Raw genomic sequence first — 14614 nt, 5'->3', positions numbered from 1 at the left:
TAGCAACTTGCTCCCCTATAGGCGATGCCCATGCAGCAATTATTACTGATTGGTGCGGGCCATGCCCACGCCTTTGTCCTCGAAGCCTTTGCCCAACAGCCTGCTTCAGACATTGCAATTACCGTGGTGAGCGATAGCCCCTTAGCGGCTTACTCTGGCAGCGTACCCGCTTGGCTAGCGGGAGAGTGTACGCTACGCGAGACACAAATCAACGTAGCGGCGCTATGCCAACGGGCCAACGCCCGATTAATACTTTCCCCAGCGAATACAATCAATACCCAGGCGCGTTATGTGTCCCTGATGAATGGCGAGCGCATTAATTTTGACGTGGTCTCCTTCAATATCGGCTCGACCCTGGCGCTTCCCCAGCAGCTTGGGGAGAACCTTCCCAAGCTGCTCGCCATGCGTCCTTTAAGCAGCCTGTACCAACGCTGGCAAGTACTGAAAAATGAGCTTAGCCACTTACCCAGTGGCGGCTCCCAACGAGTGCTGGGCGTTGGTGGCGGTGCCGCAGGCTGTGAAATACTAATGAGTGTGCTGATCCAACTGCGCAAACAGCGCCCGGATATTGATTGGGAGGGGCACTTACTCACTGCCGCTAATGCACTCTTGCCCGAAGCCGGGCGCTTGCCACGCTGGCTAACCCGGCGCGCGCTCTCAAAAGCAGGCATTACCGTTCACGTTGAGCAACGCGGAGAAACACTGATTGAAGGCGGGGTGACAACCCGGGAAGGTACCCGCATTGATGCGGACATCGTGCTCTGGGCAACCGGGGCTATCGGCCACTCTTGGCTTGCAAGCACCGCGCTGCCACTGGATAAACACAACTTTATTCAGGTAGAAAACACCCTGGAAGTCACCGGCCAGCCAAATATTTTCGCCGCGGGCGACTGCGCAGCATTGACCCCAGCGCTACCCAATGCGGGTGTATACGCAGTGCGTATGGGGCCCCACTTAGCGGACAACCTCCGCCGCGCCTGCCAGGGTGAAACCCTATCCCCCTGGCAGCCACCAACGCGTGTATTGGCACTGATTGGCACCGGTGATGGCCGCGCCATTGCCAGCCGCGGAGGCTTGGGGATATCCGGCAAGTGGGTATGGCAATGGAAAAAGCGGATTGATACGCGCTTTATCGCTCGCTTCAATCCGCCTTTTGAGGACTGACTGGCGCAGTTAGTTTCCTTCGCGCCAGCCGCCTAAGACCCGGCTGTCGGGGCCAAAAAAGACTAGCCGATCGTGGTCAATCAAGTAACGATAGGCGGTCTCCATCATATCGGTGACTCGCTTGGCATCGGCCATTTGCGGGCACGCCATGCGGGTGGTAGCCAACTGGCTAAACTCGATGCGTTGGTTCTCGCCTAGCGTCACTCCACCAGTAAAGCGGTTACAGCCGTCGTGACCGCTAACACTGCCATCGCGGGAGATCTGAAAAAAGGGCGTTTCCGGCATAGAGAGCCGCTCATCAGTCCCCACCAACAGCAGATTCCAACGCTGCTCAACAATAGCCCCTTCAAGCGAGGCATCGCTGGCGCCCCGTTGTGGCGTAGAGCTTGGCCCTGGCGAGCTGCTACAAGCACTTAACAGTAGTGCAGCAAAAGCGAGCAGTGGCAGTAAACGCCCACCTTGTATGGTCATGATGAACTTTCCTTGTGGCATAGTCTTAGTAGCATAGTCTTAGTAGCATAGTCTTAGTGTCATGGCTCTTACTGGAATAGCTCTTACTGGAACAGCTCTTACTGGAACAGCTCTTGCCGGAATAGCTACCAGCTACCGGTGTTTTCCATCGAGGCCCAGGGCTCTTGCGGCGCTAAGGCATCACCTTTCTGCAGCAACTCGACAGAGATACCATCCGGTGACTTAACAAACGCCATATGACCATCACGAGGCGGACGATTAATCGTCACGCCATTGTCCTGAAGGTGTTGGCAGAGCGCATATATATCATCCACCCGGTAGGCTAGGTGACCGAAATTGCGCCCACCAGTGTACTCTTCGGGATCCCAGTTATAAGTGAGCTCAAGCTCTGGTGCAGTCAGCCGCTCTGAGCGTGGCTCATCTTCTGGCGCGGCCAGAAACACCAGTGTGAAGCGGCCTTTCTCATTCTCTTTACGACGCACTTCTTTAAGCCCCAGCAGATCGCAGTAAAAGTGCAGCGAAGCATCTAGGTCACTGACACGCACCATGGTATGTAGATATTGCATATCGACTCCTGATAAAAAAACGCGCTTAGTCGTGCTTTACAAAAACGTGACAGCGAAAATAAATCACCACGACGCTGTATAATTTAATCATAACGTTTATCTTAGCTGGGTTTACCCGTCGGAGAAACCTGTGGACTCGATGACTCAAGCCGCGCTCGGCGCAGCCATTGGCGGTGCCGTGCTGGGCCGACGTTTAGGTCGTAAGGCCATTCTTATCGGCGCCGTACTGGGCACCCTGCCCGACCTTGATGTAGCGTTGGATTATGGCGACGCCGTGGCCAATGTCACCGAGCATCGCGGGTTTAGTCATTCGCTTTTTGTACTAACAGGGTTGGCGACTCTGCTGGCGTTACTATGCGCGTGGCTGGCTCCCACAAAAGCTATTAGCCTGCCCCACTGGTGGTGCTTTTTTGCGCTGATTCTGATTACCCACCCTCTGCTTGATGCGCTAACCACTTACGGCACCCAGTTGCTTTGGCCGTTTGACCTCACTCCCGCCGCTTGGCCGATTATTTTTATTATCGATCCCCTCTATACCCTGCCGCTGTTATTCGCTTTGGGGGTCGCCTTGATCTCCCAGCGGGTGCGTAAAGCCTGCACATGGGGATTGGCCATCACCAGTGTTTACCTCGTGATGTCGGCGGGGGCGAAGTTAGTGGTCGAGCAACGTCTGGCACCGGCTCTGGCAGAGCAGGGATTGGAAGAGGCGCCGCTATTGATACAGCCAACACCGTTTAACATCGTGCTATGGCGGGCCACGGTGATTGACGGGGATCGCTATTATGAAAGCCTGATCGGTGTGTTCGATGGTGACCGTCAGCCGCGTTTTGAGCCGCTTATTCGTAATGCTGCGCTTGAGGACGTAGCACTGGCCAGCCATCAAGGGCGACGCCTGAACTGGTTTGCAGGCCCCTTTCTGCGCTACGAAACACGCCTGCTGGACGGGAAAGAGACACTGATCGCCACCGATATTCGGCTTGGCTTCCCGGGCTTCCATCCGTTCAGCTTTACCCTGGCGACCCTCGAGGGTGAGCGCTGGGAACCACTTGCGGTAAGCGAACAGCTGGACAACACCCGCGGTATTCAGCTGGAAACGCTTTCGCGTCTCGCCGCACGTGCCGCTGGCAACACCTCGGCCCTCTGCGCCAGCGACTTTGTGCCGCCAGAGTGGCGGGCCGAGCGTGTTGTTTATCGTTGCTGATCTAACTCTTCATCAGGGTCGTCTAGGGGGCAATACCTTGGCCACAGCCACTATACTGCTCCCCGCCATAGGTCAGCGTAACCCGTGCTGGGAAAGGCTTGCCGCTCATATTGTCAAAGCAGGCGCCGGCGTCAATGCGCACGCGGAAAAAAGGCTCCACATCGGCGTTTTCAACCACGACCCGGCCAGCCTCATTGTCCATTACACTGACCATATAGGGTAGTTGAAGGCGCTCTTCCCCATAGTTCATCTCCAGTGTCAGCGTTGGGGTGTCATTCGCGAGCGCAACCGTCCAGCCTGGCTCGTTGCCCTGGCCAAAGAGCATCACACCGGGCTTCTCAGCACGGGTTAAGGCATCACGCTGCTCGGCCAGCGAACACTGCAGTTGCCCTCGCGGTGTTTCCACTAGCGCCTTGTCTCCTCGGTTCCAGAAACTGATCTCACCATCTTGGTAGCGGGCGCCGCTAGCCACGACGGCTTGGGGTAGCCGCCATGCACCGTGCAGCGACCATAGGCGCAAATCGTCGGCATTGGTGGCAGTCACTAAGTGCTGCTGTGCAGGCTCGCAGTGCCACGCAGCAAACGTCTGGGCGGAGCCAGGGAAAAGCGCCGAAGGCAGGAAGGGTGCCCGGTTATCCAGCGTTGCCTGATTAGCGGCTGTCGTTTCTGCTGAGGGTGTGGCTGCACACCCCCCGAGTACCACCATCATACCGGCTGCGGCGATGGCCCCGCCCCATGCTTTTAACGTATTCATACGCCATGCTCCCTGTATAACTCATTCTATTGCTTTCTTAACGACTTACCCGCGTTTGAACGCCTGTAGATCGTGCGTATCGATACTCTCTACCTGCGGGGGCAATCCCAACTCTTCGCGTTTGATTTTAACCTGCATTTTTTCCGCTAGCCGTTCGGCGTCATCGTCGGTAGTGCGCCCGTTAAGCTCCGCCAGCTGCGCCATTCCCTGATGATAGAAAGTGAGCAGATCCAGCGCCGTGCGGTTGTTCTCTTCCACCGCTTTACGCAGTTGCGAAAGATAGCCACTGACTTGCGAAAGGTGATGTTTGAGCTGCCAGACGTAGCGCACCTCCGTCATCCATGGGCGCTCACGCAGCACGGCAAATAGCGCACTGGTCGCCAATAGCCCAAGCAGCACGCCGAGGGCATTGAGCCATAGGCTGCTGCCAAAGGTTGACGTCAGGAGCATTGAAAATAGGAGGCCAAAAATAATCAGTTGTCCCGCCATGGCAAAGCTGATCATGCGGGCTTTGCGGCGGTAGGTTTCGGGGTCGTGATGTTCTAAGGTAAATACCATAGCCAGCCTCATTATCGCTGCAAACGCCCTATGATACGGGGCTGGCCAGGGCAAACAAGCAATAGTGTTTACAAATGCAATTACGCCAAACGCTCTGCAGCCGTTTTGAGTAAATGCTCGGTCGTTTCCCAGCCGACACAGGCATCGGTGACCGATACCCCGTAGCGCATGGCGCCAGGCTTGAGCGGCTGTTTGCCTTCGAACAGGTGACTCTCCAGCATCAGCGCGACCAGATTGGCTTCGCCCGCCTGACGTTGCGCCAATACATCCAGCATCACTTCACTCTGGCGGCGATGATCTTTACGCGCATTGGCATGGCTGCAATCCACCATTAGCCGAGGATTTTGCCCGGCATTACGCAGCGCGGTGGTTGCCGCACGTACGTGTTGAGCCTGATAGTTAGGCTCGCCATGCCCGCCACGCAGCACCACGTGGGTATGCGGGTTGCCTGACGTTTGCTGGACGATCGGGTAGCCTTGAGGGTCTACTGCGAAACGCTGGTGCGGGTGGGCTGCCGCACTCATAGCATCGATAGCCACTTGTACATCGCCACTGGTGGCATTTTTGAACCCCACCGCTGCCGACAGATCACTGGCCAGCTCACGGTGCAGTTGCGATTCCGTGGTGCGTGCGCCTATCGCAACCCAGCTTAGTAAATCGTCAAGGTAGGGCGCTAACATCGGCTGTAAAAGCTCGGTGGCTACAGGCAGCCCCCGGGCGGCTACCGCATGCATTAGTTCACGAGAGAGCGCCAAACCGCGGGGCATATCACCGCTGCCATCCAAGCCTGGGTCGTAGGCCAGCCCTTTCCAGCCCACGGTGGTGCGCGGCTTTTCAACGTAGACGCGCATGACCGGCAAAATACGTTCGCTAACCTCTTCACTTAACGCGGCCAAGCGGTCAGCGTACTCCAACGCTGCATCGGGGTCATGTACGGAACAGGGGCCGACCACCACGAGGAGACGGTCATCGTGTCCACTCAAAATCTGTTGAACAGCGTGGCGCTGGTGGGCAATTTGCTCGCTAAGCGAGTCGCTTAACGAGACACGTTGACGCAGCTCGGCGGGGGTAGGCAGCCGCTTTGCAGTGGACTCAGACGCTGAAGGCGTTAGTCGGGCAGTCGCGTGGGCAGTGGATACAATGGTTGTGTTAATAACAGGGCTGATAGGCGCATTCATGATTAATTCTCCGCAATCGTGTGACATCGTATGGCTGTGTGACCACCCAAGTGAACACGGTCGGAGGTGGCAGCTAGCACCGACCGCGCGTCGCTAAATCGCCAGCTATAGCCATAACCCACAAAGGCGGTAGCGAATGCGTTAGTCAGTGCGCGATAGATCATGATGCTGCTCCTTAATGAAAAAATGATGAATAATTCTCTAAGCCCAACAGTAGCCATGTTTCACAATAACTAGGCCCCAAAACGCCAAAAGCCCCGGCGGGGTTACCGACCGGGGCTTCTGTGCTTGCGGCAGGCAACCGGGTGGTGTGCCTGTTGGCGCGACGTTAGGCGTCGGCCAGGGGCACACCGTGGCTAAACCAATACCCACAAAACGCGAAGCCGCTGGCCAATTCTGGCTGCGGGTTCACTGTATGTGGGTTGGTTAGTCGCTGCATGCCCATCTTCCGTTAGATTCTGTTAGTTCAGCTGGCAATAGCTAAACCAGTCAATGGTCTGACAGGTTGCCGCCATGGCGTTGTGGTTTATCCTGCCTGCAAGCGCTGCAAATGGCAACACTCAACCGCTAAAAGCTTGTACCCAGCCAATGGTAGCGGGCAACGCGCTCATACTCACCAAAACAACCACGCCTAGAAAAATGGACAGGAAACCAGAGTCGTCTTTAAAGTTTTCGTCGTGATGGGCCATGTTAGCCTCCTTTTTTATCAACGCTATATCAGGGGGAGTGTCAAAAATCTGAGGTCATATTAAGTAGATCGCGGTGCGTAGGCAAACACATCCGAAAACACCCGCTCAAGCTTCATGCCTTTCATGTCGAGCACATCCAGGCAGGCGTACACCATGTTGGGCGACCCAGAGATATAAACGTCGTGGGCGTCTGGGGTGATATCAGCGCTTTTCAACACCTGATCAATACGGCCCAGATGATGGCTAATCCGCTCCCCCACAGCCATGGGCTCTTCCAAGGGCGATTCGGTCACCGCATGAAAGAAGATATTGGCGTGGGTTTGCGCCCAGTGGCTGGCCAGTTGCTCCAAATAGAGATCGCGGTGTTCGCGGGCTGCCCACCAAAGTGAAATTTCCCGCTCAGGCTGTTCGTGCAGCACCGCTTCGATGATCGCTTTCATCTGTGAAAAACCGGTGCCCGCCGCAATAAGCATTAATGGACGTTGGCTTTGACGATCAAGCACGCACTCGCCACCGGGCAAACGTAGCGTGAGTTGGTTGGCGACCTGTAGCAGTTCACGCAGCCGCGCTGAGTTATCCCGCTCTGGCCAGTGCTGTATATGCAGCTCAATAACGCCATCGTTGCGATCTGCACTGGCGATCGAAAACGGCACCCAGGTGGTCTCGTCCAGCTTGAGCTCTAAATATTGCCCCGGCGCGTGCTGCATGGCTTCGGCGCGTCCGGTTAGCGTCACACCAAACACGTCGGGGCTTAAGTTCTCAACCTCGGTGACTTGGCACGTCAACGTCCTTGCACTCATGAAAGCCTCTTTATTACAAATTTGGTCAGCGATACATCGCACTTAGCGGCGAGAGGGTGGCAACTCCAGGCCAATCCCCAGCGCTTCCCAGCGTTCATCCACACGCGCTTTAACGGCATCGTCCATCACAATGGGTGTGCCCCACTCACGATCAGTCTCGCCTGGCCACTTATTGGTGGCATCTAGGCCCATTTTCGAGCCTAGGCCTGAAACCGGCGAAGCAAAGTCGAGGTAATCAATTGGGGTATTTTCGACCATCACGGTATCCCGGGCGGGATCCATTCGGGTCGTGATCGCCCAGATCACATCTTCCCAATTGCGTGCATCCACGTCGTCATCCAACACAATCACAAACTTGGTGTACATAAACTGACGCAGGAAGCTCCATACCCCCATCATCACGCGCTTGGCGTGGCCCGGGTATTGCTTCTTCATGGTCACCACCGCCATGCGGTAAGAACAGCCTTCCGGCGGCAGGTAGAAGTCGACAATTTCGGGGAACTGCTTGCACAGGATGGGCACGAACACTTCGTTGAGCGCCACGCCCAGAATCGCCGGCTCATCCGGCGGTCGCCCGGTATAGGTCGAGTGATAAATCGCATCACGGCGCATGGTCATCCGCGTGACGGTAAACACCGGGAAGTGGTCGACCTCATTGTAGTAACCGGTGTGATCGCCAAAGGGGCCTTCCGCGGCCATATCATCCGGGTAGATAAAGCCTTCGAGGATAATCTCGCTGGACGCGGGTACATCCAGGTCGGCGTGGCCGCACTTGACCAGCTCGGTACGCGAACCGCGCAGCAAGCCCGCAAAGGCGTACTCCGAGAGCGAATCCGGTACTGGGGTCACGGCGCCCAGAATCGTCGCAGGGTCGGCGCCAAGCGCCACGGCTACTGGAAAAGGCTCGCCAGGGTGGGCCTTTTGAAACTCTAGAAAATCCAGCGCGCCGCCGCGGTGGGAGAGCCAGCGCATGATGAGGCGATTTTTGCCGATTTTCTGCTGGCGATAGATGCCCAGATTCTGGCGCTTCTTGTGCGGACCTTTGGTAATCACTAGTGGCCAGGTGACCAGCGGTGCCGCATCGCCAGGCCAGCAGTGTTGAATCGGCAGCAGACCAAGATCGACCTCGTCGTCTTCATACACCACTTCTTGCACCGGCGCATGCTTGACGTTTTTCGGCCCCATGCTGAGCACTTGCTTGAAAATCGGCAGCTTGTCCCAGGCATCCTTCAAGCCTTTAGGCGGATCAGGCTCTTTAAGAAACGCCAATAGCTTGCCGACTTCTCTTAGCGCTTCCACCGACTCCTGGCCCATGCCCAGCGCTACCCGTTTGGGGGTACCAAACAGATTGCCCAACAGCGGCATGTCGTGGCCTTTGACGTTTTCAAACAGCAACGCCGGGCCACCGGCACGCAGGGTACGGTCGCAAATTTCAGTGATTTCCAGATAAGGATCGACTTCGACGTGGATACGCTTGAGTTCACCCTGGGCTTCAAGCGCCGCGATGAACTCTCGCAAGTCTTTATACTTCAAGGCACGCTCCCTGGCTGGCGAATGCGCCGCTAGATGACGTTAGCGGCGTTGATCATAGCGGCGGTTCAGCACTACACGCTAGCGTCGCACTTGCGTTATCACTTAGCGACGTTTCATCGCTTCAAAGAATTCGAGATTGGTCTTGGTATCTTTCAAACGGTCAATCAGGAATTCAGTGGCGGCGGTGTCTTCCATCGGATTGAGCAGCTTGCGCAGAATCCACATACGCTGCATTTCATCCTCAGAAGCCAGGAGGTCTTCACGACGGGTACCACTGCGGCGGATATTGATCGCCGGGAACACGCGACGCTCAGCCAGCTTACGATCCAGATGGGCTTCCATGTTACCGGTGCCCTTGAACTCTTCGAAGATGACTTCGTCCATCTTGGAGCCGGTATCCACCAGCGCCGTGGCGATAATCGTCAGGCTGCCGCCCTCTTCGATGTTACGCGCCGCACCAAAGAAGCGTTTCGGCTTTTCAAGAGCGTGAGCATCGACACCACCGGTAAGCACTTTGCCGGAGCTGGGTACCACGGTGTTGTAGGCACGCGCCAAGCGGGTAATCGAGTCGAGCAGGATGACCACGTCTTTCTTGTGCTCAACCAAACGCTTGGCTTTCTCGATGACCATTTCGGCCACTTGCACGTGGCGCGCAGGCGGCTCATCAAAGGTCGATGCCACCACTTCGCCACGCACGGTGCGCGACATTTCCGTCACTTCCTCAGGGCGCTCATCGATCAGCAGTACGATCAGGTGGCACTCGGGGTTGTTGCGCGTGATGGAGGTCGCGATGTTCTGCAACATCAGTGTTTTACCCGCCTTGGGCGGCGACACCAGCAGACCACGTTGGCCTTTACCAATCGGCGCGGTTAGATCGATGATCCGCGCGGTAAGGTCTTCCGTGGAGCCGTTACCGATCTCCATACGCATACGATCGTCTGGGAACAGCGGTGTTAAGTTCTCAAACAGGATCTTATGCTTGGCATTTTCCGGACGGTCAAAGTTAATTTGACTGACCTTCAGCAGGGCGAAGTAGCGCTCACCCTCCTTCGGCGGGCGGATTTTGCCGGAAATGGAGTCACCCTTGCGCAGATTGAAACGGCGGATCTGCGAAGGCGATATATAGATATCGTCGGGACCGGCGAGATAGGAGCTGTCAGCGCTACGCAGGAAGCCGAAGCCATCCTGAAGAATTTCCAGCACACCATCGCCATAGATATCCTCGCCACTTTTGGCGTGTTTTTTGAGGATGGCGAAAATGATGTCCTGCTTGCGCGAACGGGCCAAGTTATCAATACCCATTTCACGGGCGATATCGAGGAGCTCGGGAACGGTTTTTTGCTTGAGTTCAGTGAGATTCATCGGTGTGTTAGAAAGTTGCTCATGGAAGCTGGGCGCCAGGCGCCGGGAGTAAGACAGGAGGCGTGAAAGTGACGCCGTGTGATGCGTTCAGACCCCGGTAAAGGCACGCGCTCGAAGATGAAAGGAACTGGGTTGGGCTTAGCTAACAACCTTAGTACATACAACACTAGTACTTGTCATCATTAAGACTCAACTCGAGGGTGCTAACAGTTGCTTAATCTGGTTTCCACAGGAGAGTGGCTGAACCAATGGGCTATCTGACGACTTGGAATTCTGGCTGACGCTAAAGGCACAACAATAAATAACGTCTGGGGCGACCAAGGTGCCTTACTTGAACAACGCGTGCAAGATTATTTATCTAAACCGCAGCTATCTAAACGGCAGTCATCTCAACAGCGAAGCGCTTGTGGACACACTAACTAACCAGGTCAGATCAAGCCAGTAGCTCGATGGTAGTCAAGCGCCGCGACAAACGCAAGCCTTTAGGCGTCTGGCAATTGACAATAGATAAAGGTCGCCGCAACCTTGGCACAGCCAACACGAAGGAAAGCTCATGCCCAAGGACATTACGCTCCCCATTGCCCCCTCTGCCGTTGAGGTAGATAGCGGTGCGCCGCAGCGCTTCGCCGCTATAGATCTGGGCTCTAACAGCTTTCACCTACTGGTGGCTAACTACCAGCACGAGCGCCTCCAGGTGGTGGCCCGCTTGGGTGAAAAGGTGCAGCTCGCTGCGGGCTTGGACGATGACGGCCTGCTCAGCGAAGAAGCAATGCAGCGTGCGCTGGACTGCCTGGGCCGCTTTGCGCCGTTTTTAAGCGACATTACCAACGCCAACTTGCGTATTGTCGGCACTAACGCCCTGCGCGATGCCGATAATAGCCAGGCATTTATCGAGCGTGCCGAGGCCCAGTTAGGTCACGCCATCGAAATTATTGCCGGCCGTGAAGAGGCGCGCCTGATCTATTTAGGCGCCGCCCACGCGCTGGCGGAAAATGGCCGCCGATTAATCGTCGATATTGGCGGCGGATCAACCGAATTTATCATCGGCGAAGCCTTTGAGCCCAAAGCGCTGGAAAGCCTGCGCATGGGCTGCGTCACCTTTTCCCGGCGTTTCTTCCCCGACGGCGAATTAAACGAAAAACGCATGCGCCGTGCCGAGCTCGCCGCGCTTTCCGAGCTCGCCAATATTCAGCGCCCCTATCAGCGCCTGGGCTGGGACGACCCTGTCGGCTCCAGCGGCACCATTAAGGCCGCGGCCAGCGTATTGCATGCCTATGGCGACACTCCCCACGAAGGTGTGATCACCCGTGACGGTTTGCAGAAGTTGCGCGAACGGCTACTGAAGTGCAAACAGCTGGATAAAGTCGCGCTGGATGGCCTCAAAGCCGACCGCGCCAAAGTCTTCCCGGCAGGTATTGCCATTCTTGGGGCAATTTTTGAGGCCTTGGATTTAACCCAGATGCGCTATTCGGATGGCGCGCTGCGTGAAGGCGTGCTCTACGACATGGCCGGGCGCAATACGGCGGAAGACACGCGCTCCAAGAGCCTGGAGTCGCTAAAGCGCACCTACGATGTGGATACCCGCCAAGGGCTTAACGTTGCCGATACCGCCGCGCGTCTGTTTAACCAGGTTCGCCACGCCTGGTCACTCAGCCCCGAGCAAGGGCGCTACTTGCAGTGGGCCTGCCACGTGCATGAAATCGGTCTGGCGATCTCACACAGCCAGTTTCATCGCCACGGTGCTTACCTGCTGGAACATTCAGATCTCGCTGGATTTTCACGCCCTGAACAGCGCCAACTGGCGTTTTTAGTACGTGCCCACCGGCGCAAATTTCCACTTAAGGAGTGGCAGGCCCTGCCAGAAGCGCAACAGGCCACCACCCAAAAGCTTGCCCGACTGCTGCGTTTAGCCGTGCTGCTTAACCATTCACGCCCGGAAACCGCTCCCTCTCTGCCAGGGATAAGCGCCGAAAGCGATAGCCTGACGATCACTCTGCCCGCCAATGATGAACCCACCCTGCTAAGTACTGATTTGGAGCAGGAGCAGGCCTTTATGGAAGCTGCCGGCTTTAAACTTTTGATTAAGCAGGCAAATTAAGACGAGTGAAGCGAACGCCCTCTGCCTGCCATAATAGCTGAGCTGGGGGACGTATGACGCCAATACATGCCCCCGCCTGCATGATGACCACCAGCCGCTCGCGTTCCCAGGGGGGTATATCCGCCTCTTGCAGTAACCGTTTTACATCCCGCCGTCCTCGCTTGGCCAGTTGAATAACCTCGCCTCCCTGGCGCCAGGTTGCTTTCAGCGGTTGAGACGGCGGCTGTTGTAACACGAGCACCTGGCAGCCTAGCGGCCCGATGGGCGTTTCCAGCGGCGTTTGACCATCCCAGTTAGCTTTCCAAGGCGGTAGCGGTTCAAGGGGCGCCATCAGATAGAGCCGCTGGCGCCACAGGCGCGCCTGAGCGCCCGGCCACTCAACGCACACCGCTGCATCCGCTTTGGCTGATAGCTGCTCAAGCAGGCTCTCTAGGCGCTTCTGGGGCGGTGTCGGCAAGCCTTGGCATTGGCAAAGAGTGCGCACCAGCAGCCGCTGGCGTGCACAGGAGCGCTCGCCCAGCGCAGTCGCGTCAATGCATTGACCGAGGTACTGGCTATCTACCCGTAAGCTTTGCAGCTCTTCCTGGGCGTATTCGCGCAGCAATCTATCCGCTTCACTGGCATGGTTAGCGCTGTTCGCCAGCGCAGTTACCGCCGTAGGCCAGCGCTCGCGCATCACCGGTAGCACTCGATGGCGCAGCCGGTTGCGATCGAAACTGATATCGCTATTGGTAGGGTCTTCACACCACGTCAGGTCGAGCGACTGCGCTGCTGATTCAAGCATGACCCGGCTTACCGTTAGCCAGGGGCGTACGAGGGTGAGGCACTGGGCATCGCGGCGATAGGGCATACCCGCCAAGCCACGCACGCCGCTGCCGCGCAGGGCAGCGAGCAAAAAAGTTTCCGCCTGGTCATCCTGGTGTTGGGCCAGCCAGAGCGTATCGGCCGCGGGAAGGGTGGCAAAAAACGCCTTATATCGGGCGTTGCGGGCGGCGCCTTCGATGCCATCGCCATGTACATCTACCGTCACATTGACCACCGTCAGCGGCACGCTCAAACGCTCGCAGAGTGTTGTACAGTGTTTTTCGAAGGTCTCTGCCGCCGTCTGTAGACCGTGGTTAATGTGGATGGCGCGCAGGGGGCGGTCTGCTTGTTGGCAGACCTGCGCGGCTAAGACGAGCAGCAGACAGGAATCCAAGCCACCCGAAAGGGCTACCCAAATAGAGCGCCCCGGCGGGGTTTCCGCCAGGGCGTCTTCAAGCAAGCCTTGCAGTAAATTACGCGGCTGGGGCGCCATAGCTCATTAAACGTTTGTAGCGACGCTCCAGCAGAGCCTCGGTGTCCATCGCCTGTAGACGTTCCAGGCTGGCGGTCAGCGCCTCTTTGACCCGTTCCGCGGTGGTCAGCGGATGGCGATGTGAGCCACCCAGGGGCTCTTTGATCAGCGAGTCGACAAAGCCCAGCTCTTTTAAACGCTCGGCGGTAATGCCCATGGCTTGGGCGGCGTCAGAGGCTTTGGCGGCACTCTTCCACAAAATCGAGGCGCAGCCTTCCGGCGAGATGACCGAGTAGGTTGAGTACTGCAGCATTTGCAGCTCGTCGCAGACGCCAATGGCTAGCGCGCCACCGGAACCGCCTTCGCCAACTACCGTTGAGATAATCGGCGTTTTCAATCGCGACATAACAGCCAGGTTGTAGGCGATGGCCTCGGACTGACCGCGCTCTTCGGCGTCGATACCTGGGTAAGCGCCTGGGGTATCGATAAAGGTCAGAATCGGCATTTTAAAGCGCTCGGCCATTTCCATCAGGCGGCACGCTTTGCGGTAGCCTTCGGGCCGCGGCATGCCGAAGTTGCGGCGCACTTTCTCTTTTACATCGCGGCCTTTTTGATGGCCAATGACCATCACCGGCGCATCATTCAAGCGTGCGATGCCACCGACTAGCGCGGCATCATCGGCGAAGTTGCGATCACCGTGCAGTTCATCGAAGTCGGTGAAGATGTGTTCGAGATAGTCCAGCGTATAGGGGCGCTGGGGGTGCCGTGAAAGCTGCGAAACCTGCCAGGGAGTCAAATCCTTGAAGATTGATGCCGTCAGCTTGCGGCTTTTTTCTTCCAGCCGAGCAATCTCGTCAGAAAGGTTGACTTGGCTATCGGAGCTGACTAAGCGCAGTTCCTCAATTTTTGCCTGAAGTTCGGCAATCGGCTGTTCAAAATCGAGATAATTAGGATTCATCGGCGC

The 14614-nt window shown here is 56.8% G+C and carries 14 protein-coding genes; 3 read left to right on the top strand and 11 right to left on the bottom strand.

Annotation, left to right across the window (positions count from 1 at the left end):
* The first annotated feature begins 24 nt into the window (after nt 1-24).
* Nucleotides 25-1164, top strand: coding sequence for an FAD-dependent oxidoreductase (locus QT231_RS06480; protein WP_308336097.1), 1140 nt, complete (start codon nt 25-27; stop codon nt 1162-1164).
* 9 nt (nt 1165-1173) lie between these two features.
* On the opposite strand, the gene QT231_RS06475 is transcribed toward QT231_RS06480, so the two are convergent.
* Nucleotides 1174-1635, bottom strand: a complete 462-nt coding sequence (locus QT231_RS06475; RefSeq protein ID WP_308336096.1) for an META domain-containing protein — start codon at nt 1633-1635, stop codon at nt 1174-1176.
* 125 nt (nt 1636-1760) lie between these two features.
* Nucleotides 1761-2201: a lactoylglutathione lyase gene (gene gloA, locus QT231_RS06470; protein ID WP_041157525.1), complete on the bottom strand. Its 441-nt coding sequence runs from the start codon at nt 2199-2201 to the stop codon at nt 1761-1763.
* A gap of 130 nt (nt 2202-2331) precedes the next feature.
* Here gloA and QT231_RS06465 point away from each other — a divergent pair, with 130 nt between their 5' ends.
* Entirely contained in the window at nt 2332-3402 is a 1071-nt protein-coding gene (locus tag QT231_RS06465) for a metal-dependent hydrolase (protein WP_308336095.1), read from the top strand.
* A 22-nt stretch (nt 3403-3424) separates the two neighbouring features.
* Here QT231_RS06465 and QT231_RS06460 read toward each other — a convergent pair whose 3' ends face one another.
* The 7 genes from QT231_RS06460 to rho all read right to left on the bottom strand — a co-directional run bounded on the left by QT231_RS06460 (nt 3425) and on the right by rho (nt 10276).
* The gene (locus tag QT231_RS06460; RefSeq protein ID WP_308336094.1) at nt 3425-4156 is read right to left on the bottom strand and encodes an MliC family protein; all 732 of its coding nucleotides are present in this window, start codon (nt 4154-4156) and stop codon (nt 3425-3427) included.
* 45 nt (nt 4157-4201) lie between these two features.
* Nucleotides 4202-4714: a DUF3087 family protein gene (locus tag QT231_RS06455; RefSeq protein WP_064236090.1), complete on the bottom strand. Its 513-nt coding sequence runs from the start codon at nt 4712-4714 to the stop codon at nt 4202-4204.
* Between the two features lie 80 nt (nt 4715-4794).
* Nucleotides 4795-5892, bottom strand: a complete 1098-nt coding sequence (locus QT231_RS06450; RefSeq protein WP_308336093.1) for a 3-deoxy-7-phosphoheptulonate synthase — start codon at nt 5890-5892, stop codon at nt 4795-4797.
* 560 nt (nt 5893-6452) lie between these two features.
* Entirely contained in the window at nt 6453-6581 is a 129-nt protein-coding gene (locus QT231_RS06445; protein ID WP_276206545.1) for a hypothetical protein, read from the bottom strand.
* Nucleotides 6582-6640: 59 nt separating this feature from the next.
* Entirely contained in the window at nt 6641-7381 is a 741-nt protein-coding gene (locus QT231_RS06440; protein ID WP_308336092.1) for an FAD-binding oxidoreductase, read from the bottom strand.
* A gap of 42 nt (nt 7382-7423) precedes the next feature.
* Nucleotides 7424-8914 (bottom strand): 4-hydroxy-3-polyprenylbenzoate decarboxylase, encoded by a 1491-nt coding sequence (ubiD, locus tag QT231_RS06435; RefSeq protein ID WP_308336091.1) that lies wholly within the window; start codon nt 8912-8914, stop codon nt 7424-7426.
* A 102-nt stretch (nt 8915-9016) separates the two neighbouring features.
* A complete protein-coding gene (gene rho / locus QT231_RS06430; RefSeq protein ID WP_007111700.1) occupies nt 9017-10276 on the bottom strand; it encodes a transcription termination factor Rho in 1260 nt (419 codons plus the stop codon).
* 553 nt (nt 10277-10829) lie between these two features.
* Here rho and ppx point away from each other — a divergent pair.
* Nucleotides 10830-12374, top strand: a complete 1545-nt coding sequence (ppx, locus tag QT231_RS06425; RefSeq protein ID WP_308336090.1) for an exopolyphosphatase — start codon at nt 10830-10832, stop codon at nt 12372-12374.
* Here ppx and tilS read toward each other — a convergent pair.
* Both tilS and accA read right to left on the bottom strand, forming a co-directional pair.
* Entirely contained in the window at nt 12358-13671 is a 1314-nt protein-coding gene (tilS, locus tag QT231_RS06420; protein ID WP_308336089.1) for a tRNA lysidine(34) synthetase TilS, read from the bottom strand. The genes ppx and tilS overlap by 17 nt on opposite strands.
* The gene (accA, locus tag QT231_RS06415; RefSeq protein WP_308336088.1) at nt 13652-14608 is read right to left on the bottom strand and encodes an acetyl-CoA carboxylase carboxyl transferase subunit alpha; all 957 of its coding nucleotides are present in this window, start codon (nt 14606-14608) and stop codon (nt 13652-13654) included. The genes tilS and accA overlap by 20 nt, the downstream gene beginning before the upstream one ends.
* Nucleotides 14609-14614: the final 6 nt, after the last annotated feature.

Origin of the sequence: Halomonas sp. SpR1 (genome assembly GCF_031010175.1) — a bacterium.
In the GTDB taxonomy this organism is placed as follows: domain Bacteria; phylum Pseudomonadota; class Gammaproteobacteria; order Pseudomonadales; family Halomonadaceae; genus Vreelandella.
Note: the sequence above shows the minus strand (reverse complement) of the source record. Positions and strands in the feature narration are given on the sequence as shown.

Coding starts and splice junctions, on each gene's coding strand:
- QT231_RS06480 (WP_308336097.1), top strand. CDS start 25: ATGCCCATGCAGCAATTATTACTGATTGGTGCGGGCCATGCCCACGCC.
- QT231_RS06475 (WP_308336096.1), bottom strand. CDS start 1,635: ATGACCATACAAGGTGGGCGTTTACTGCCACTGCTCGCTTTTGCTGCA.
- gloA (WP_041157525.1), bottom strand. CDS start 2,201: ATGCAATATCTACATACCATGGTGCGTGTCAGTGACCTAGATGCTTCG.
- QT231_RS06460 (WP_308336094.1), bottom strand. CDS start 4,156: ATGAATACGTTAAAAGCATGGGGCGGGGCCATCGCCGCAGCCGGTATG.
- QT231_RS06455 (WP_064236090.1), bottom strand. CDS start 4,714: ATGGTATTTACCTTAGAACATCACGACCCCGAAACCTACCGCCGCAAA.
- QT231_RS06450 (WP_308336093.1), bottom strand. CDS start 5,892: ATGAATGCGCCTATCAGCCCTGTTATTAACACAACCATTGTATCCACT.
- QT231_RS06445 (WP_276206545.1), bottom strand. CDS start 6,581: ATGGCCCATCACGACGAAAACTTTAAAGACGACTCTGGTTTCCTGTCC.
- QT231_RS06440 (WP_308336092.1), bottom strand. CDS start 7,381: ATGAGTGCAAGGACGTTGACGTGCCAAGTCACCGAGGTTGAGAACTTA.
- rho (WP_007111700.1), bottom strand. CDS start 10,276: ATGAATCTCACTGAACTCAAGCAAAAAACCGTTCCCGAGCTCCTCGAT.
- ppx (WP_308336090.1), top strand. CDS start 10,830: ATGCCCAAGGACATTACGCTCCCCATTGCCCCCTCTGCCGTTGAGGTA.
- tilS (WP_308336089.1), bottom strand. CDS start 13,671: ATGGCGCCCCAGCCGCGTAATTTACTGCAAGGCTTGCTTGAAGACGCC.
- accA (WP_308336088.1), bottom strand. CDS start 14,608: ATGAATCCTAATTATCTCGATTTTGAACAGCCGATTGCCGAACTTCAG.